The organism is Craterilacuibacter sp. RT1T (assembly GCF_023502145.1).
Classification (GTDB): Bacteria; Pseudomonadota; Gammaproteobacteria; order Burkholderiales; family Chromobacteriaceae; genus Craterilacuibacter.
Genome location: NZ_JAMFLI010000005.1, coordinates 77,676 through 97,646 on the forward strand (window position 1 = coordinate 77,676; position 19,971 = coordinate 97,646).

Consider the following 19,971-nt stretch of genomic DNA (forward strand, 5'->3'; position numbering starts at 1 on the left):
TTTCCTTGTCAGTGACGCGTTCTAGTTCAGGGTTTTAATAAATTGGTATCCACACCACCGGCTTTAAGCTGGCTGCGCACGCGCTCGGCATCTGCCTGACTGGAGAAAGGGCCAATACGCACACGGTGCAAAATGCCTTTTTCGGTGTCTGCGGTATGAATACTGGCCTCGACCCCCATCAGCGCCAGCTTGGCCTTCATATTGTCCGCCTCGCCTTCATTGGCAAAAGCACCCGCCTGCAGGTTGTAACGCTTGGGCACGGCCACCGTGCCTTGCGCCTCATCCGGCTTGCCCGGCAGGGCATCAATCTTGCCCGGCAATATCTTGTAGAAATCGAAACGCTCGCCATCCTGACTCACCGCAGCCTTGGGCGTCTCCGGTAACGACGCCGGTGGCGATGATGGCGCCGGCACCGACAGAGGCGGGAGGTTGTCAGATGGCGCGCTAGCCGGTGGTGTCGCTTCTTGCAAACCGGAACCGGGCGCAAGCAGCGTCACATCAGGCGTCGCCTCGCTGGCCGCCTGCTGGCGCTCCAGCTGTTTTTCCATATTGCTAAACGGCGTGGGTGCACGATTAAGATACATCATGGCACCTACCACCGCCCCGACACCGACAATCAGACCAATCAGAAGTCCGGTCAGCAAGCTCCCGCCTTTTTTAGGACCGGGCGCAGTGCTGCGCGAAGCGCGGGCACTGCTTTTATAATCGCGATTGCTCATTAAAATCCAAAACTTGATAAAAAATCATAGACGAAATCAAATCGCCCCATTCCCCAGCGCACGCCGCATCTGCAAAGCCAGCAATATATGAGCGCGCCCGATACCAACGGCGTCATCACGATCGGCCAGCGTACGCGCCACGCGCAAAATTCGGTGGTAGGCACGCGCCGATAACGCCATGCGGCTGCTCGCCATCGTCAGCACGGCAAGTGCTGCCGCATCCGGCAGGCAAAAGCTATCCACTTCTGCGGCACTTAGCGCAGCATTCACCTTGCCTTGACGCGCCATTTGTCGCAGCCGGGCTGAGCGTACCCTTGCGCTCACCGGCTCACTCCCCTCTTCCCGGACAGTGCTTTGCAACTCGGCCACCGCCAAAGGCGGCACTTCCAGCAGCAAATCGATGCGATCCAGCAGCGGGCCTGAGATTTTACCCCGATAGCGGGCAATTTGCTCGGGTGTACAACGACAAGCACGCTGTGGATGGCCAAGATAGCCACAGGGGCAAGGATTCATTGCAGCAATAAACTGGAAAGCCGCTGGAAATACGACTTGGCGCGCCGCACGCGAGATACGGATCTCGCCCGACTCCAGCGGTTCGCGCAAGGCCTCCAGTACACGCCGGTCAAACTCGGGTAACTCATCGAGAAACAGCACGCCACGATGGGCCAGGCTGATTTCGCCCGGACGCGGATCCGAACCGCCCCCTACCATCGCCACGGAAGAGGCCGAGTGGTGCGGAGCACGAAACGGATGCAAGCCCCAGCTTTCCGCCACAAAGCCCTGACTGGACAAGGATTGCAATGCCGCAACTTCCAGCGCTTCGCTCTCCGTCAAAGCAGGCAATAGGCCAGGCAGGCGCTGTGCCAGCATAGACTTGCCCGTTCCGGGCGGGCCAACCATCAGCAGGCTATGCCCGCCTGCCGCCGCCACTTCCAGCGCAAGGCGTGCTCCGGCCTGTCCCTTCACATCGGCCAGATCAGGGTAGCCGGTAATAGCCGGACAAGGCGCAACGGAAACAGGCGGCAATGGCGTCTGCCCCGCCAGATGGGCGCAGACTTCCCCCAGTGAAGTGGCGCCCAACACCCGCACCCCATCGACCAGCGCCGCCTCGGCTGCATTGGCTTGCGGCAGGATAAAACTACGCCCGGCCGCACGCGCGCCCAACGCCATAGGCAGCGCACCGCGCACCGGACGCAAGGCGCCGGTCAGCGCCAGCTCGCCAGCAAACTCATAAGAGGCCAGAGAGGCGAGAGGAATCTGGCCGGAAGCCCCCAATAGCGCCAGCGCAATCGGCAAATCAAAACGGCCGGATTCCTTGGGCAGGTCGGCCGGCGCCAGATTGACGGTGATACGCCGCGCCGGAAATTCAAAGCCCGCCATCAGCAAAGCCGCGCGCACCCGCTCGCGGCTTTCTTTAACCTCGGTGTCAGGCAAGCCGACCAAGGTAAACGATGGCAGGCCATTGGACAGATGCGCCTCAACCACGACCTCGGGCGCATCCACCCCGTTCAGCGCCCGGCTAATGGCGACCGCAAACGACATGCGTTCAGGACAGACCGAGGTTAGCCTGCTCTTCGTCCGAACCGGCTGCCGGGCCATTGGCCGACTCCAGCGCCGACAGGCGGGCTTCCAGCCCGGCCAGTTGCTCGCGGGTACGCGCCAACACCTCCTGCTGCACATCAAATTCTTCGCGCGTCACCAGATCCATTTTACTGAACGTCGCCGCCATCATGGCCTTGATGTTCTTCTCGATATCCTTGGCCGGGCTTGCGGCGATGGTCTCGTTAATTTTGGCGCTGATTTCATCGAACAGTTTTTGGCTCAACATCGCAACACTCCTTGATTTCGTCATGACTCAGCTCCCGAGTGTAGCAAAACCGGCCCTGTCGCGGACAACTGGCAAAGGGGCGGCGCACGCCAAGCGCCGCTCACGCACCAAACAGGTGCGAATGCACGTACGAGTTTGCACATTGCACCGAGCTGATGCCATGCCATCGCCTGCGAACCAGATAAAGCCTTGCCCCGCAGGCTGGCACGCTTTCTGCATAGAGAACCGTGAAAGCATGTCGTACCCGCCAAACACCTTACTGAACTGCAGGAGACGAAAATGAAACTGATTACCGCGATTATCAAGCCCTTCAAGCTGGATGAAGTCCGCGAAGCCCTGTCGGCTATCGGCGTGCAAGGCATCACCGTCACCGAGGTCAAGGGTTTTGGCCGGCAAAAGGGGCATACCGAGCTCTACCGTGGCGCCGAATATGTGGTCGACTTCTTGCCCAAGGTCAAACTGGAAATCGCCATTGAAGACGACATTCTGGATCAGGTGGTCGAGGCAATAGAAAACACGGCCCGCACCGGCAAGATTGGTGACGGCAAGATTTTTGTCATGAATCTGGAACAGGTCGTACGCATCCGTACCGGAGAAACCGGATCCGACGCCGTTTAATTTGCACCGCAAGGGGAGAATAAAACATGAAAAAATATTGCACATTGGCAGCCCTGCTTGCTGCCAGCGCAGTACCGGCCTTCGCCGGTGCCGCGCCAGAATTGGTTGAAGCCAGCAAGATCAGCGCCGGAGACACCGCATGGATGCTGACTTCGACCGCGCTGGTGCTGTTTATGACCATTCCCGGCCTGGCGCTGTTTTACGCCGGCATGGTGCGCAAGAAGAACGTGCTGTCGACACTGATGCAAAGCTTCGCCATCACGGCGCTCATGACCGTTATCTGGGTTGTAATCGGCTACAGTCTGGCCTTCACCCCGGGCAACAGCCTGATCGGCGGCTTTGACCGCATCATGCTGGAAGGCATTACCTTCCTCAAGGACGAAGGCAAGCTGACGGTACACCCGCTGGCCGGCACCATTCCCGAGGCGCTGTTCATGATGTTCCAGATGACCTTCGCCATTATCACGCCGGCGCTGATCACCGGCGCCTTCGCCGAGCGCATGAAATTCTCCGCCATGCTGGTCTTTATGACGCTATGGTCCTTACTGGTCTATGTGCCGGTTGCACACTGGGTCTGGGCGCCAGGCGGCTGGATGTTTGACCATGGCGTGCTCGACTTTGCCGGCGGCACCGTGGTGCATATCAATGCCGGTATTGCCGGTCTGGTTTGCTGTCTGGTACTGGGCAAGCGCGTAGGCTACGGCAAGGAACCGATGGCACCACACAATCTGGTCCTGACCCTGATTGGTGCCTCCATGCTGTGGGTGGGCTGGTTCGGCTTTAACGCCGGCTCGGCGGTGGCCGCCGACGGGCGTGCCGCCATGGCGATGATGACGACCCAGATCGCCACCGGCATCGCCGCGCTGGCCTGGATGTTTGCCGAATGGGCACTGAAGGGCAAGCCCTCGGTACTGGGCATCGCCTCCGGCGCGGTGGCAGGCCTGGTTGCCATCACCCCGGCTGCCGGCTTTGTCGATGCCAAGGGCGCGCTGATTATCGGCTTTGTCGCCGGCCTCGTCTGCTACTGGGGCGCCACCGGACTCAAGCACATGCTGAAGTACGATGACTCGCTCGACGCCTTCGGTGTACACGGCATCGGCGGTATCGTCGGCGCCCTGCTGACCGGCGTATTGGCGGTCAAGGAAATCGGCGGTGTAGAAGGCAGCCTCGCCACGCAAGCATTGGGTGCCGGCGTCACCATCGTCTACTGCGCCATCGTGTCCTTCATCCTGCTAAAAGGTATTGATCTGGTGATGGGCTTGCGCGTGACCGAGGAAGAAGAACGCGAAGGTCTGGACGTACGCCTGCATGGTGAACGTGTGGAATAAGACATGCTTGGAGTAAGGGACTTGGGGCGCTTCGGCGCCCGTTTTTTTGGCCATGTGCGGGCGCATGCAGCATACAAAAAGCCCCACGCCCGCCTGTTCCAGGCGCGCGCGGGGCTTTTGTCAGATCAAGCTTACTTAACGATACGCAGGTTTGGTCGGCCGCTTGGGCGTGGCGGCTCGTCATCCGGCCCCTCTGCTGCGGCATCCGGCAAGCCGCTGTGCGCCTCGTCAGGCACGGCATGGAGTTCGCCAGCGGGCTCGACTTCAAAGCCCATACCCTCCCCGCTCTCGCGGGCAAAGATAGACATCACATTACCGACCGGAATCCACAACTCGCGCGCTACACCGCCGAAACGGGCGGTAAACGAAATCCAGTCATTGTCTATCCTCAGCCCCTTGCAGGCCGATGCACTGATATTGAGCACGATTTCGTTATTCTTGACGAACTCGAGCGGCACGCTGGTCTTCTCGTCCACCCATACGACAATATGCGGCGTATAGCTGTTGTCATTGCACCATTCGTAAATGGCACGAACCATATAGGGTTTGGTGCTCGTACTCATCAGGCTTCCCTTACTTGCGCATCGCTTTTTCGGATGGGGTCAGCGAGTCGATAAAGGACTGGCGCTGGAAAATACGCTCGGCGTACTTGAGAATCGGCGCAGCATTGCGGCCCAGATCGATATTGTAATGCTCCAGACGCCACAGCAGCGGCGCAATGGCCACATCAATCATGGAGAACTCTTCACCCAGCACGAATTTCTGCTTGCTGAAGATAGGGGCAATCATGCTCAGACCTTCGCGGATGGCTTCGCGCGCCTTGGCCGCTTCTTTTGGTGTCGCGCCGGCTTCCAGCGTTTTCACATGACGGAACAGTTCCTGCTCGAAGCTGAACAGGAACAGGCGGGCACGGGCGCGCATGACCGGATCGGCCGGCATCAGCTGCGGATGCGGGAAACGCTCGTCGATGTATTCGTTGATGATATTGGATTCATGCAGAATCAGGTCACGCTCGACCAATACCGGCACTTCGTTATACGGGTTCATCACCGCCAGATCTTCCGGCTTGTTGTGCAGGTCCACGTCGATGATTTCGAAATCCATGCCCTTTTCGAACAGAACGATGCGGCAGCGCTGGCTGAATGGGCAGGTGGTGCCGGAATACAGAGTCATCATGGCGCGTGATCCTTGTCTTGGTCTAACTGAAACCAGACATTCTATCACCTGTCAACCATAAATAGCGAATTAAATAAGGCAAGTCATTGATACAAAAGAAAAAAGACGAAGGCAGCGCCCCCGTCTTTTCGGTTTCAAGCCTGAAAAGCGCTTAGTGCACGTCTTTCCAGTATTCCTTCTTCAGCAAGTAAGCCAGCGGTAGCATCACCACGATCAGGAACAGCAGGACGATATAGCCCAGCTGATGGCGCTTGACCTGGGTAGGCTCACCCATAAACACCAGATAGTTGGTCAGGTCAGCCATGCGGTGATCGTACTCGGCGGTATTGGCCTTGCCGTTCTCCAGCTTGGTCAGGGTACCGGCCTTCACCAGCTCCAGCTTGGGCACATCATGGCCTTCGTGCTTCTCGTGCTTCAGCACCTGCTCGCCCTGCCACTGAGCAAATACATGCGGCATGGCGGCCTTGTCGAACACCAGGTTGTTCCAGCCGGTTTCGCGGCTTGGATCCTTGTAGAAGCTGCGCATATAGCTGTACAGATAGTCAGCACCACGCGAGCGGGCAATCACCGACAGATCCGGCGGTGCGGCACCAAACCATGCGGCGGCATCCGCCTTGGTCATGGAGATCTTCATCGTATCGCCGATCTTGGCACCCGGCGGCAGGATGTTGGCCTTGACCTGCTCTTCGCTCAGACCGATGTCCAGCAAACGGTTGTAACGCATGGCGTTGGCCGAGTGACAGGACAAGCAGTAGTTGGTGAACATCTGGGCACCACGCTGCAAGCTTTCGGTGTCCTTCAGATTGATCGGCGCTTTGTCCAGAGGTACACCGCCACCGGCGGCTACGGCAGTAGCAACCGGCAACGCGAGGACGGCGGCGGCGATCAGTTGTCGTATCGTCTTTTTCATATCAGCCTCTCCCCTTACACGTACATCACAAACAACACCGAACCTGCCAGCGTCAGTGCCCACAGCAGCACGAAGCGCACCTGGCGTGCCGGTGTCGATTCGGTCACACGGTCCGGCACCGGAATGCTGCCCACATCGTTCTTGGTGTAGAACGGCATCGCCAGGAAGAACGCGAAGTAAATAAAGGACAGCACCTGAGCCACAATGGTGCGCACATCGGTAGACGGCAAAGCACCCAGAATACCCAGACCGATAAAGGAGATCACGAACAGCACCAGTGCGATCTTGAACTTCGGACCACGATAGCGTACCGACTTGACCGGGCTCTTATCCAGCCACGGCAGGAAGGCGATCAGCACCACGGCGGCGCCCATACCCAGCACACCCCAAACCTGGGTGCCGAGGAAAGACGGAATCGCACGCAAAATGGCGTAGAACGGGGTGAAGTACCAGACCGGCGCGATATGCGCAGGGGTCTTCAGCGGGTCGGCCGGATCGAAGTTAGGTGCTTCTAGGAAATAGCCGCCACCTTCGGGCGCAAAGAACAGAATGGCCGAGAATACGATCAGGAATACCACCACACCCAGCACATCCTTGACGGTGTAGTAAGGGTGGAACGGGATGCCATCCAGCGGGATACCGGTTTTCGGATCCTTGTTCTTCTTGATTTCCACGCCGTCAGGGTTGTTGGAACCCACTTCGTGCAGGGCGATCAGGTGAGCCACCACCAGCGCCAGCAGAATCAGCGGCACGGCAATCACGTGCAAGGCAAAAAAACGGTTGAGCGTGGCATCGGATACCACATAGTCACCACGAATCCACACCGACAGATCCGGACCGATCACCGGGATGGAGCCGAACAGGTTCACGATCACCTGTGCGCCCCAGAACGACATCTGGCCCCATGGCAGCAGGTAACCCATAAACGCTTCAGCCATCAGGCACAGGAAAATCAGCGTGCCGAACACCCATACCAGCTCGCGCGGCTGCTTGTACGAACCGTAGATCAGACCGCGGAACATATGCAGATAGACCACCACGAAGAACATGGAGGCACCTGTCGAGTGCATATAGCGAATGATCCAGCCACCGCCCACATCGCGCATGATGTATTCAACCGACATGAACGCCGAAGCCGCATCCGGCTTGTAGTTCATGGTCAGGAAAATACCGGTCACAATCTGAATCACCAACACCAGCATCGCCAGCGAACCGAAGAAGTACCAGAAGTTGAAGTTCTTCGGCGCATAATATTCGGTAACGTGCTCTTTCATCATCGACGACAGCGGGAAGCGCTCGTCGACCCAATTAAGGAGGGCTTTTCCTTTGCTCATTTTCTTGTCTTCCCCTGTTATTTGTCGTCGCCGACCAAGAGCCGGGTGTCGGTGAGGTATTTGTGCGGCGGAATTTCCAGATTGATTGGCGCCGGCACCCCCTTGTACACACGGGCAGCCAGGTCAAACTTCGAACCATGGCACGGGCAATAGAAACCGCCTACCCACTGCGGGCCCAAATCGGCAGGCGCGAGGTCAGGACGGTAGGTTGGCGAGCAACCCAGATGGGTACAAATACCGACAGCAACCAGAATTTCCGGCTTGATCGAGCGGAACTCGTTCTTGCAGTAGGCCGGCTGCTGGTTGGTGTCGGAATTCGGGTCGACCATCTGCCCGCTCAGGCCTGGCAAGGCCTTGAGCTGCTCCGGCGTGCGCGATAACACCCAAACCGGCTTACCGCGCCATTCGACGTTAATCTTCTGGCCAGGCTCTAACTTGCTGATATCGACCTCTACCGGTGCGCCTGCCGCTTTTGCCCGTTCAGATGGAAAAAAACTCATCAGGAATGGCGTAGCGACCCCTACTGCGGCCACGCCCCCAACAGCGCTGGTGGCGACCGTCAGGAAACGACGGCGCCCCGTATCGACTTGCTGCTCACTCATTACGTCGTCCTCAAACTATGGAAACCGAGCTTATTAACCTCGAGAGTTTACCTTATTCCATGCAGGGACTTGAAGCGATTATGCAAATAAATTGTGCGCCGCTTTTAAAAATTTTATTCATATAGGGTTGCTGATTTCGACATACTCCACCTCGAGCCCCGTCATCGCAGACAGATGGTCACCCAGCGCCTGTATGCCATAACGCTCGGAGGCATGATGTCCCGCCGCAATAAACGCCACCTTGCTCTCCCTTGCCTGATGGGTGTTTTGCTCGGATACTTCGCCAGTAACAAAGGCATCGACGCCCAGTGCAATCGCGTCACCAAACATGCCCTGCGCGCCGCCACTGCACCACGCCACCCGCTTAATCATCGCGCCCTCATCACCCAGCAACACCGCCTCGCGCCCAAGTGCGGCAGAAATGCTTTTTGCAAAATTAGCCGCACTTTGCGCCTCGGGCAGATGACCATGCCACAACAGGTTTTGCTCGCCCCCCTGCCCGTCGGCTACACACCCCAGCCGCGCGCCCAGTTGCGCGTTATTACCCAGCTCGGCATGACCGTCCAGCGGCAGATGGTAGGCAATCAGGCTGATATCATGCGCCAGCAAGCTGGCGATACGCGCGCGCTTGATGCCGGTAATACGACTGTCTTCGTTTTTCCAGAAATAACCGTGATGCACCAACACAGCATCCGCCTTGCGCTCGATGGCGGCATCGATCAGTGCCTGTGACGCGGTCACGCCGCATACCACGCGTTTCACCTCGGCCCGGCCTTCAACCTGCAAGCCGTTGGGTGCATAGTCCTTGAAGCGCCATGGTTCAAGCCAGCTGTCCAGCGTGCGTATCAGTTCGGTTAGTTGCATATCAGTTCTCCTCTGAAAAAACTGATTGTAAGGGAATAGGGAGTGGGGAGTGGAGAGTGGAGAGTGGAGAGTGGGGAGTCTACCCGGACAAGACAAAGCCCCCGCCGGTTTCCCGACGGGGGCTTTGATCTTTCAGGCTGGATTGCCCGAACGGCTGATTACATCATGCCGCCCATGCCACCCATGCCGCCCATGCCACCCATATCAGGTGCAGCAGGCTTGTCTTCTGGCAGCTCGGCCACCATGCAATCGGTCGTCAGCATCAGGCCGGCGATGGATGCGGCGTGTTGCAGAGCCGAACGGGTTACCTTGGCTGGATCCAGCACGCCCATTTCGATCATGTCGCCGTATTCACCGGAAGCAGCGTTGTAACCGAAGTTACCCTTGCCTTCCAGCACCTTGCTCACCACAACCGATGGCTCGTCGCCTGCGTTTTCGACGATCTGGCGCAGTGGCGCTTCGATAGCCTTCAGCACGATCTTCACGCCGGCTTCCTGATCGGCGTTGCTGGCCACAACATTGTCCAGCGAAGAGCGGGCACGCAGCAGCGCAACGCCACCGCCTGGCACCACGCCTTCTTCAACGGCAGCACGGGTCGCGTGCAGCGCGTCTTCAACGCGGGCCTTCTTCTCTTTCATTTCCACTTCGGTGGCTGCGCCAACCTTGATCACTGCCACACCGCCGGCCAGCTTGGCCACGCGCTCTTGCAGCTTCTCGCGGTCGTAGTCGGAGGAAGCTTCTTCGATCTGCTTGCGCACTTCGCCTACACGCGCCTGGATCACAGCGGCTTCGCCGACACCGTCGATAATGATGGTGTTTTCCTTGCCCACTTCGATACGCTTGGCCTGGCCCAGCATTTCCAGCGTGGTTTTTTCCAGCGTCAGGCCGATTTCTTCGGCAATCACGGTGCCGCCGGTCAGTACGGCGATATCCTGCAGCATGGCCTTGCGACGGTCGCCAAAGCCTGGTGCCTTCACGGCAACCACTTTCAGGATGCCGCGAATGGTGTTCACCACCAGCGTAGCCAGTGCTTCGCCTTCGACATCTTCAGCGATGATCAGCAGCGGACGGCCCGACTTGGCCACCTGTTCCAGCACCGGCAGCAGATCGCGGATGTTGGAGATTTTCTTGTCGAACAGCAACACGTACGGCATTTCCAGAATCGCAGCCTGCTTTTCCGGGGTGTTGATGAAGTACGGGGACAGGTAACCGCGGTCAAACTGCATGCCTTCAACCACGTCCAGCTCGTTGTTCAGGCTCTTGCCGTCTTCAACGGTGATCACGCCTTCCTTGCCGACTTTCTCCATCGCATTGGCGATGATTTCGCCGATGTCGCTGTCGGAGTTGGCGGAGATCGAACCCACTTGGGCGATTTCCTTGGTAGTGGCGCAAGGCTTGGAGATGTTGGCGATCTCATTCACCAGAGCGATCACCGCCTTGTCGATACCGCGCTTCAGATCCATCGGGTTCATGCCGGCGGTCACAAACTTCATGCCTTCCTTGACAATCGCCTGCGCCAGAACGGTCGCGGTGGTGGTGCCGTCACCGGCTACATCGGAAGTCTTGGAAGCGACTTCTTTCACCATCTGCGCGCCCATGTTTTCGAACTTGTCCTTCAGTTCGATTTCCTTGGCAACCGATACACCGTCTTTGGTGATGGTCGGTGCGCCGAAGGAGCGATCCAGTACAACGTTGCGGCCTTTAGGGCCCAGGGTCACTTTAACGGCGTCAGCCAGCACATTGACACCAACGACCATTTTTGCGCGGGCGGAATCGCCGAAGCGTACGTCTTTAGCAGCCATTCTCAATCTCCAGAATTCTTGAATACAGGTTTACGTAACGGGGTCGGGGCGCGAAGCGTCTTACTCGACGATGCCCATCACGTCTTCTTCACGCATCACCATCACTTCTTCGCCGTCGATCTTGACGGTCTGGCCGGCATACTTGCCGAACAGCACCTTGTCACCGACTTTCAGTTCCAGCGCACGGCGCTCGCCATTTTCCAGAATCTTGCCGTTGCCGACAGCGAGCACTTCGCCCATGTCCGGCTTTTCAACTGCGGAACTAGTCAGAACAATACCGGAAGCCGTTTTCTCTTCGGCTTCGAGACGCTTGATAACAACACGGTCATGCAGAGGGCGGATTGCCATTATTCACTCCTGAATTTGCAGTGGCGGAAGTGGGTTTAAAACCATGTAAAGCTGTACCAGAGACACCGGCATTAGCACTCGATGCCTACGAGTGCTAATGGTAAGGACGAGGTGGAGGGTTTTCAAGGGGGAAAGATGAGATTTAGCAAGATGCCGATGTCGGCACACGATTCAAGGCATGAAGAACACTCTCCGTAGGAATACGGATACCTCAAACAACCCTTAATGGTTTAGAATTAGTACCTGTCTAAAAAATAGACAAATGCATAGCTGTGTGAGCACTGCAGCAGCCTGCTTCTCCGGAATTCCCTGAGCCGCACCGGCCTGCCACATTCAACGGCTTTAAGCACACAAATTCCAAATGAATTACTATGTAACTGCTGCCATGCAGCCTAATCTTCACTTTTGATAGGTATTTTCACATGAAAAAGACTCTGACCTTGGCCTTGGTGGCTACCCTATTCTCTGCTTCCGCCATTGCAGCTGAACCTGCAGCGACAACAGCGGCCACAACAACCGCCGGCACGACCACCGCAGCAACCGCCACCACAGTGGCCGGCCTGAGCACCACCGCACTTGTAGCCATCGGCGCCACAGTTGCTGCCGTTGCCGTTGCTGCGTCCGACAACAACTCGTCGACCAGCCACCACTAAGCTGTCGCAATCCAGTCAGGCTGGGCGCAAGCAATGCGGCCCAGCCTTTTGCATGCCCGAAATTCGAAGTGCCTCGTGTCCAAAAATTACGCCCTTAGCAGCGCCACCCTCCTGTGTTCCACCCTGGCCATGGCCGCACCCAATATGGGCGGGCAAGATGGCTATATCAACATGCCCAGCGCCTATACCGGGCAGGATGGCACCTGGAGCATAGGCTACAGCCAGGACAAGCCTTACAGCACGCTATGGACCTCGGTCACCCTGTTTCCGGCACTACAGATGACCGGGCGTTACGTCAGCATCGCCGGCATCAGCGGCTTTGAAGAAGGTCATGCCGGGCATAACAGCTATGGCGACTACAAGGACAAGGTGTTCGATGCCAAGCTGCAGCTCTGGCCCGAAGGCGAATTCAGCCCCGCCATTGCGCTTGGGCGCACCGATCTGTTCGGCACCGGCCTGTTTCGCAGCAACTACCTCGCCCTGAGCAAGCGCTTCGACACCCTGGAAACCAGTATCGGCTACGGCGATGGCCGTATTGACGGCGCTTTTGCCGGGCTGCGCTGGACCCCGCGCGACTACGCCAACTGGGCACTGGTCGCCGAATACGATGCCCGCGACTATCAGGGCGATCACCGCGCCAGCGAAACCTTCGCCAGCGAACGCAGCAAGGGCATCAAGGCCGGCATCGAGTATCGCTGGGGCTGGCTGTCACTACAGGCGGCACACCAGAACAGCCACGCCGCACTCAACGCCATGGTCAATATTCCGCTGAACGAGCGTGAATTTGTCCCTCATGTTTACGAGCCGCCCATCTTCGCGCCCAAAGCATTGCCGCAACGCCCTAGCGCCGCGCAGTGGCGCAGCGACCCCGCGTATGCCCAGGCATTGCAACGCGTGCTGCACCAGCAGCACTATACCCTGGTCAGCCTGTCCTACCGTAACGGCACGCTGCACATGAATTTGTCCAACAGCCGTATCTCGGACATGGGACGTGCCGTCGGGCGGGCCGTGCGTACCGCGCTGTATTACATGCCGCAGCAAACCCGCAACATCAAGGTCACCTACACCGAACTCGACCTACCACTTGGCCATTACGAATTTTTCGATATCGGCGCATTAAACGACTATCTGGCCGGACGCATAGACCGCCAGCGCTTTCGCGACTTTGTTCTGGTACGCCCGGGCAAGCCCCAGGACAAAATCGACCACAGCACAGATGGCGACGCTTTGCAGGCAGGTCTGTCCGACGATAACGGGCTAGCGGTACTGATGTCGGAAGATGGCGATATGGTGCAACTGCGCAAGCAGGACAGCCTGCTTAACCGCTTCAAGATCGCGCCCCGCCTGGGCTTTTACTTCAATGACCCTAGCGGAGCGCTCAAATATGATCTCTCTGCCGCCGCCAGTTTCGACCGGCGCCTGACACAGGGCATGTATTTCAACAGCACCCTGTCGGCCACCCTGCTCGAAGACGTCAGCGATGTGACGCAGGCGTCCAATAGCACGCTGCCCCATGTGCGCAGCGATATTGCCGAGTACAAAAAAGGTGGACGCATCAAGCTGCAAAAGGCGGTACTCAACCAGTATTTCAAGCCGGCCGGCGAATGGTATGGCCGCGTTTCCGGCGGCCTGTACGAGGAAATGTTTGCCGGCGCAGGCGGCCAGTTGCTGTATGCCCCGTTTGATAAGCGCTGGGCCGCCGATATCGCGGTCGATGCATTGCGCCAGCGCGACTATCAGGGCTGGCTAGGGATGCGCGACTACGATACGGTCACCGCCATCGGCTCGCTGCATTACCGCCTGCCTTACGAAACGACGGCCACCTTGCGCGCCGGACGTTTTCTGGCCAAAGACCTGGGCGCACGTTTCGAAATCAAACGCCGCTTCCGCTCCGGCTTTGAAGTTGGGGCCTGGTATACCCGCACCGACGGCGAAGACATCACCAGCCCCGGCACGCCCAGTTCGCCCTATTTCGACAAGGGCATCTTCTTCCGCATGCCGCTGGATGCGCTGCTGCCGCAAGACAACCGCTCGCGCGCCAACTTCGCCATCTCGCCGTGGACACGCGATGTCGGCCAGATGGTAAGCAGCCCGGGCGATCTCTACCCCATGGTCGAGTCCGGCGAACTGACGCTACATAGCGCCGACGGCTTGGGTAATTTTTCCGAGCGTGTCGACGAACTGGGTCATCCTGCCGTTGCCCGGCCAATCGAACGCATCACGCCATGGCCAAACGTGAAGCTGCGGCTGGACGACTCGGGCAGCGCCTTTCCGCGCCTGTCCGAATTGGGCAACACCGTATTCTGGTCCGGCGTCACCATCGGCCTGGCTTCGCTAGCCGATGAGCGCTGGCGCGACAAACTGGCCGGCCATGAAAACAATGGCGGCATCAAAGCCTGGGACAAACTGGGTAAAGCCGCCCCCTTGCTGGCGGTCGGTGGCGCCGGCATGGCGCTGGTGCTAGGCGACAGCAAACTGCAAAACACCGGCTTTATCGCGCTGCAATCGGCGGCCGTTGCCGCAGGCGGCAGTATGCTGCTGAAGCAAGCCTTCAACCGCGCCCGTCCCGATCAGGGCCAAGGCCATTGGAGCCGGCAAGACGCCGGCTTGTCACGCAGCGACAGCAGCTTTCCATCCAACCATGCCGCCGTCACTTTCGGGGCGATCACGCCGTTTGCTGCCGAATACCGCGCACCCTGGCTATATGGCGTAGCCGGCATCGCCTCGCTCGGGCGCACAGCCAAAGGCAAACACTGGCTATCCGATGTCGCCGCCGGTAGCTTGCTGGGCTACGCCAGCGGCAAATGGCTATGGAGCGCACAGCGCGAGCGCGGCCGCTACCAACCTATCTTCGACTTCGGCCCGGGTTACGCCGGCGTCAAAATCGATGCCCGTTACTAAGCAGCCTTACAGATGCCACATGGCCCACTTAATTTTTGAATCGTTTTTGAAGGGTTTTATTTAGATGCAAAACAAGCGACTCGCCGTCCTGGCCGTCACGCTCGCCATGTCCTCAGCCCATGCGCTGACACCGGAGCAAATTGCTCTGGCACGCCAGTATGGTGCCAGCGAAGCGCAGATACAGTCAGCCACGCAATCGGCGGCCAACGCAACTTCGCCCTCCCCGGCCGCCCCCGTTCTGGCGCCGACCATCCAGCCCCGCGCTATCGATGTGGCAGCAAGCAAGGCCGGCGAGCCGTTCGGTTACAGCCTGTTTGCCGGCATGCCAACCAGCAATACCCCGCTGGCAGACTTGCCGGTACCAGACGACTACCTGATCGGCCCCGGCGATGAACTGAAAATCCAGTTGTACGGCAAGGAAAATGCCCTGCATACACTGCGCGTCGGCCGTCAGGGCAATATCGACTTCCCCGGCCTGGGCCCGATCTATGTAGCCGGCAATAGCTACCAGCAAGTGGCGGTCGACCTGATCAGCCGCATCAAGTCGCAAATGCTGGGGGTGGATGTATTCGTCACCATGGGTGCTTTGCGCATGATGCAGATCACCGTGACTGGCGAAGCCTTCAAGCCGGGCGCCTACAACGTCAACGCCCTCACCACCATCACCCAGGCCTTGCAAGCAGCAGGCGGCCTCAATACCGGCGGCAGCCTGCGCAAGATCCAGGTCAAGCGCAATGGCCGCGTGGTGCAGGAAATGGACCTGTATCAACTACTACTTAAAGGCGACAACAAGGCCGACATCCGCCTGCGCGCCGGCGATGTCGTATTCATTCCGGCCAAAGGGCCAAGCGTGTCTATAGACGGGCTGGTGCGCCGCCCCGCCATTTACGAGTTGCGCGGCAGAACCTCGCTCAACGAAATGATCGCCCTGGGCGGCGGGCTGAAGCCGGAGGCGCAAAACGAAGTACGCATTACGCGCCAGAGCGAAACCGGCCCGCAACTATTCAACCTCAAGACCGGTAGCACACAGGCGGCCACCTTTACCATCCGCGATGGTGACCGGGTGTCCGCGCTGCGCGTCTCCGATGCCTACAATAATGCGGTCGTGCTCAAGGGGGCCGTTCTGCACGCTGGGCCGGCCAGCTTCAAGCCGAACATGCGCATCAACCAGCTGATCAGCAGTCCGGAAAAAGACCTGCTGACCAGCACCGATCTGGATTACGGTATTGTGGTGCGGGAAATCGATGCTTCCCGCCGCATTCAGGTGCTGCAGTTCAAGCCGGGCGAAGCCATGCGCAACCCGGGCAGTCGCCATAACCTGACCCTGCAAAAACGAGACCAGGTCATTCTGTTTAACAGCAATACCGACAGCTTTGACAAGAACCTGAGTGGAAATGTAGCGATTAAGCCACCCAAGCTAGAACAAAAAAATATCGACAATGCTGCCGCACAAGCCGATATCACGCTAAAAACACTGGCACAGGAGAGTGCGACAGAAAAAGTCATTGATAACAGTCGCGAAGCCCTGCTGGCCGACGTCATCTCCCAGCTCAAACTGCAAGCAGGTCCCGAGCAGGCGGTGCAAATCGCCGAAATCCGCGGTGAAGTGCGCTTTCCCGGCATCTACCCGCTGCCGCGCAACGGTGTATTTGCCGACCTGATCACTGCCGCAGGGGGACGTACCGAGGCAGCCGACCGCGTCGAGCTTAGCCGTTACCTGGCCAATGGCCGCGAACTCAAGCTGACGCATAACAGCTTCGATATTCCGCTGAATGAAACGGAGGCCGAGCGCCTGCTGGCCCAGCCACTGCAATCCAAAGACCGGCTGAATGTACTGGCTCAGCCCGAATGGCGCGAAGAAATCACGGTCAAACTGGAAGGCGAAGTGCGCTATCCGGGCAGCTATGTGGTCAAGCGCGGCGAGATGCTCAGCCAGCTGATCCGCCGCGCAGGTGGGCTGACGGCCTTCGGCAATGCGCAAGGTGCGGTATTCACCCGTGAAAGCCTGCGCCAACAGGAGCAGGAAAACCTGCGTCGCCTGAATGAAGAACTGCGCGCCGAGATGTCTTACGCCCAGTTGCGCAGTCAAGGCAACCCGCTAGCGCAAAAAGCCGACCCCAATAGTGGCATGAAGCTGGCCGAGCAACTGGAAAACACCCAGGCGCTAGGCCGACTGGTCATCAATGGCCCGGCGGTACTGGCTGGCGACAAAGCCTTCGACATCTTGCTGGAAAACCAGGATCGCCTGTTTATTCCGCAACAGCGCAATAGCGTCAGCATCATCGGCGAAGTGCAATTCCCGTCCAACCACACCTACCAGTCCAGCCTGGATATGCAGGACTATCTGGAGCGGGCCGGCGGAGCCAAAAAGCGGGCCGACACCGGACGCACCTATGTGGTTAAGGCCGACGGTTCGGTGCGCATGCCAAGTGGCAACTGGGTATATCGCAGCACCCCGCGCGTCGAAGCCGGCGACACCATCGTGGTGCCGGTTGATGTCGAGAGCCGCGACGCGCTGGCCACCTGGACCGCAGTCACCCAGATCATGTATCAGCTTGGCGTAGCTTGGGCGGCGATCAAACCATGACCAATATGCAAAACGAAATGAATCAGCCAATGACACATGAGCAGGATGACGAGATCGATCTGCTCGAACTGCTCAAGACCCTGTGGCAGGGGAAATGGCTGATTATCGCCAGCACCTTGCTGTCCGCCGCCATCGCCGTGGCGGTGGCACTTAATATGCCCAATATCTACCAGTCCAAAGTGTTGCTGGCACCGGCAGATGCCGGCTCGGCAGGCGGTTTATCCGCCATGGCAGCCCAAATGGGGGGGCTTGCCAGCCTGGCCGGTATCAGCTTAGGGGGCGGCAGCGCAGACAAAAGCGATATTGCCATCGAAATTGGCAAATCGCGCCAGTTCGTCACCGGTTTTATCCGCAGTCACCAACTGGAAGTGCCCTTGATGGCGGCGACCAAGTGGGACAAGCAAAGCGGGCAACTCGTAATAGACAGCAATCTGTACGATGTGCAACAGAAGAAATGGGTGCGCGAAGTCAAGGAAGGTGCATCAGTTGAGCCTACGGACTGGGAACTGTATAAGGCCTTTAGCGAACTGATGGCGCTGGACAAGGACAAAAAGTCGGGCCTGGCCACGCTGAGCATAGACTTTTACTCGCCGCTGCTGACCAAACAGTGGGCCGACTGGTTTGTCCATGACCTGAACCAGGCGGTACGCGAGCGCGACCAGGTGGAGGCGCGCAAGAATATCGACTATCTGCACAAACAGCAGGCGCAAACCGCGCTGGCCTCAATGCAGACCGTATTCTCGCAGCTGGTCGAACAGCAGACCAAGACGCTGATGCTGGCCGAAGTACAGCAAGAGTATGCCTTCAAAACCATAGACCCAGCTGTCGTGCCGGAAGAGAAGCTCAAACCCAAGCGCGCGCTGATCGTGGCACTGGGCACGCTGGCCGGTGGATTTATCGGCATATTGCTGGTATTGGTGCGCAGCCAGTTGCGCCAGCGCAAACAAGCGCAGGCTTAAACCCACGCCGGCAGCCGCGGATACAAACGTAAAACTTTTACGAATACAGGAGACACGCATGATCCTCGTCACCGGCGGCGCCGGCTATATCGGCAGCCATACCTGCGTCCAGCTATTGCAAGCCGGGCAGCAGCTGGTGGTGCTCGACAATCTGAGCAATAGCAAGCCCGAGGCACTGCGTCGGGTGGAGAAAATCACCGGCAAACAGGTGCTGTTTGTCGAAGGCGACATTCTCGACCGCGAAAAGCTGGATCTGGTGTTCCGCTACCCGATCAAGGCGGTGATCCACTTTGCCGGCCTGAAGGCAGTGGGCGAGTCGGTAGCGCAACCGTTGGCGTATTACAACAACAATGTCTGCGGCACGCTCAAGCTGTTGCAGGCGATGCAGCACCACGGTGTGAAAAATCTGGTGTTTTCCTCCAGCGCCACCGTATACGGTGACCCGGCTAGCGTACCGATCCGCGAAGATTTTCCGCTCGCCGCCACCAACCCGTACGGGCGCAGCAAGCTGATGGTGGAAGACATGTTGCGCGACCTGAGCAAGGCTGAACCAGGATGGAATATCGCCATTCTGCGCTACTTCAACCCGGTAGGCGCCCACGCCTCCGGCCTGATTGGCGAAGACCCGAGCGGCATCCCCAACAACCTGATGCCTTTTGTCAGCCAGGTGGCCATCGGCCAGCGCGAACGGCTATCGGTATTCGGCAACGACTACCCGACACCGGACGGCACTGGCGTGCGCGACTATATCCATGTGGAAGATCTGGCACGCGGCCACCTTGCCGCGCTGGATGCACTGCGGCACACCGGCGGCCTGATCACCGTCAACCTCGGTACCGGCCACGGCTACTCGGTGCTGGACATGGTCAAGGCCTTTGAAGTCGCCAGCGGCCGCACCGTGCCCTATCAGATTGTGCCGCGCCGTCCCGGTGATATTGCCACCTGCTGGGCTGACCCTGCCAGCGCGCGCACCCTGCTCGGCTGGCAGGCCGAAAAGACCTTGCAAGATATGTGTACCGACAGCTGGCGCTGGCAAAGCCTCAACCCCAAGGGGTATGCCTGAGCATGGGGGGTGGGGAGCGGGGACTTGGGACTTGGGACTTGGGACTCGGGACTTGGGACTCGGCTCCCGGCTCCCAGATCCCGGCTCCCGCAGCCCCCCATGCCGCTCCAACCTGCATTTATCCCGATTTTATGCAGCCACTCAGTAGTTCTACGGATAGGCAAGCCCCCTACCCCGCCGTAAAATAGCCACAAATTTTGGAGGCAGTACCCCGCAACGCTTGCGTTGCACACCTTTTGGGCAGGATGGGCAAGGGCGGCACCAGCTTGGCAACAAGCT

18 protein-coding genes are annotated in these 19,971 nt (G+C 58.7%); 7 read left to right on the forward strand and 11 right to left on the reverse strand.

The genetic code is table 11. The features are described from left to right. Window positions 1-26: 26 nt before the first annotated feature. The 3 genes from M3P88_RS09630 to M3P88_RS09640 form a co-directional block, all read right to left on the reverse strand. Window positions 27-644: an SPOR domain-containing protein gene (locus tag M3P88_RS09630; RefSeq protein ID WP_249615831.1), complete on the reverse strand. Its 618-nt coding sequence runs from the start codon at window positions 642-644 to the stop codon at window positions 27-29. 111 nt (window positions 645-755) lie between these two features. Beyond that, window positions 756-2,261, reverse strand: a complete 1,506-nt coding sequence (locus tag M3P88_RS09635; protein ID WP_249615832.1) for a YifB family Mg chelatase-like AAA ATPase — start codon at window positions 2,259-2,261, stop codon at window positions 756-758. A 4-nt stretch (window positions 2,262-2,265) separates the two neighbouring features. After that, window positions 2,266-2,547, reverse strand: a complete 282-nt coding sequence (locus M3P88_RS09640; protein WP_249615833.1) for an accessory factor UbiK family protein — start codon at window positions 2,545-2,547, stop codon at window positions 2,266-2,268. 279 nt (window positions 2,548-2,826) lie between these two features. Here M3P88_RS09640 and glnK point away from each other — a divergent pair, with 279 nt between their 5' ends. Both glnK and M3P88_RS09650 read left to right on the forward strand, forming a co-directional pair. Further along, window positions 2,827-3,165: a P-II family nitrogen regulator gene (gene glnK, locus M3P88_RS09645; protein ID WP_249615834.1), complete on the forward strand. Its 339-nt coding sequence runs from the start codon at window positions 2,827-2,829 to the stop codon at window positions 3,163-3,165. A 26-nt stretch (window positions 3,166-3,191) separates the two neighbouring features. Then, entirely contained in the window at window positions 3,192-4,493 is a 1,302-nt protein-coding gene (locus M3P88_RS09650) for an ammonium transporter (RefSeq protein WP_249615835.1), read from the forward strand. A gap of 131 nt (window positions 4,494-4,624) precedes the next feature. Here M3P88_RS09650 and M3P88_RS09655 read toward each other — a convergent pair whose 3' ends face one another. The 8 genes from M3P88_RS09655 to groES form a co-directional block, all read right to left on the reverse strand. Next, window positions 4,625-5,056, reverse strand: a complete 432-nt coding sequence (locus M3P88_RS09655; RefSeq protein WP_249615836.1) for a ClpXP protease specificity-enhancing factor — start codon at window positions 5,054-5,056, stop codon at window positions 4,625-4,627. A gap of 10 nt (window positions 5,057-5,066) precedes the next feature. After that, on the reverse strand, window positions 5,067-5,669 hold the full coding sequence (locus M3P88_RS09660) for a glutathione S-transferase N-terminal domain-containing protein (RefSeq protein WP_249615837.1): 603 nt from the start codon (window positions 5,667-5,669) through the stop codon (window positions 5,067-5,069). Between the two features lie 151 nt (window positions 5,670-5,820). Next, window positions 5,821-6,579 carry a cytochrome c1 gene (locus tag M3P88_RS09665; protein WP_249615838.1) on the reverse strand — a complete coding sequence of 253 codons (759 nt, stop codon included), beginning with the start codon at window positions 6,577-6,579 and terminating at the stop codon, window positions 5,821-5,823. A 14-nt stretch (window positions 6,580-6,593) separates the two neighbouring features. Next, entirely contained in the window at window positions 6,594-7,913 is a 1,320-nt protein-coding gene (locus M3P88_RS09670; RefSeq protein ID WP_249615839.1) for a cytochrome b, read from the reverse strand. 17 nt (window positions 7,914-7,930) lie between these two features. Continuing rightward, window positions 7,931-8,515, reverse strand: a complete 585-nt coding sequence (gene petA, locus M3P88_RS09675) for a ubiquinol-cytochrome c reductase iron-sulfur subunit (RefSeq protein ID WP_249615840.1) — start codon at window positions 8,513-8,515, stop codon at window positions 7,931-7,933. A gap of 117 nt (window positions 8,516-8,632) precedes the next feature. After that, window positions 8,633-9,379, reverse strand: a complete 747-nt coding sequence (locus M3P88_RS09680) for a Nif3-like dinuclear metal center hexameric protein (protein ID WP_249615841.1) — start codon at window positions 9,377-9,379, stop codon at window positions 8,633-8,635. 158 nt (window positions 9,380-9,537) lie between these two features. After that, a complete protein-coding gene (gene groL / locus M3P88_RS09685) occupies window positions 9,538-11,181 on the reverse strand; it encodes a chaperonin GroEL (protein ID WP_124735213.1) in 1,644 nt (547 codons plus the stop codon). Between the two features lie 60 nt (window positions 11,182-11,241). After that, window positions 11,242-11,529: a co-chaperone GroES gene (gene groES / locus M3P88_RS09690; RefSeq protein WP_249615842.1), complete on the reverse strand. Its 288-nt coding sequence runs from the start codon at window positions 11,527-11,529 to the stop codon at window positions 11,242-11,244. 422 nt (window positions 11,530-11,951) lie between these two features. On the opposite strand from groES, the gene M3P88_RS09695 reads away from it, so the two are divergent. The 5 genes from M3P88_RS09695 to galE all read left to right on the forward strand — a co-directional run bounded on the left by M3P88_RS09695 (window position 11,952) and on the right by galE (window position 19,692). Continuing rightward, entirely contained in the window at window positions 11,952-12,182 is a 231-nt protein-coding gene (locus M3P88_RS09695) for a hypothetical protein (protein ID WP_249615843.1), read from the forward strand. A gap of 75 nt (window positions 12,183-12,257) precedes the next feature. Next, complete coding sequence (locus M3P88_RS09700; protein ID WP_249615844.1) at window positions 12,258-15,083, forward strand: YjbH domain-containing protein; 2,826 nt, start codon at window positions 12,258-12,260, stop codon at window positions 15,081-15,083. 64 nt (window positions 15,084-15,147) lie between these two features. Further along, entirely contained in the window at window positions 15,148-17,670 is a 2,523-nt protein-coding gene (locus tag M3P88_RS09705; protein WP_249615845.1) for an SLBB domain-containing protein, read from the forward strand. Beyond that, a complete protein-coding gene (locus M3P88_RS09710; RefSeq protein WP_249615846.1) occupies window positions 17,667-18,629 on the forward strand; it encodes a Wzz/FepE/Etk N-terminal domain-containing protein in 963 nt (320 codons plus the stop codon). Before M3P88_RS09705 ends, M3P88_RS09710 begins: the two co-directional genes overlap by 4 nt. Before the next feature lie 58 nt (window positions 18,630-18,687). After that, the gene (galE, locus tag M3P88_RS09715) at window positions 18,688-19,692 is read left to right on the forward strand and encodes a UDP-glucose 4-epimerase GalE (RefSeq protein WP_249615847.1); all 1,005 of its coding nucleotides are present in this window, start codon (window positions 18,688-18,690) and stop codon (window positions 19,690-19,692) included. Window positions 19,693-19,971: the final 279 nt, after the last annotated feature.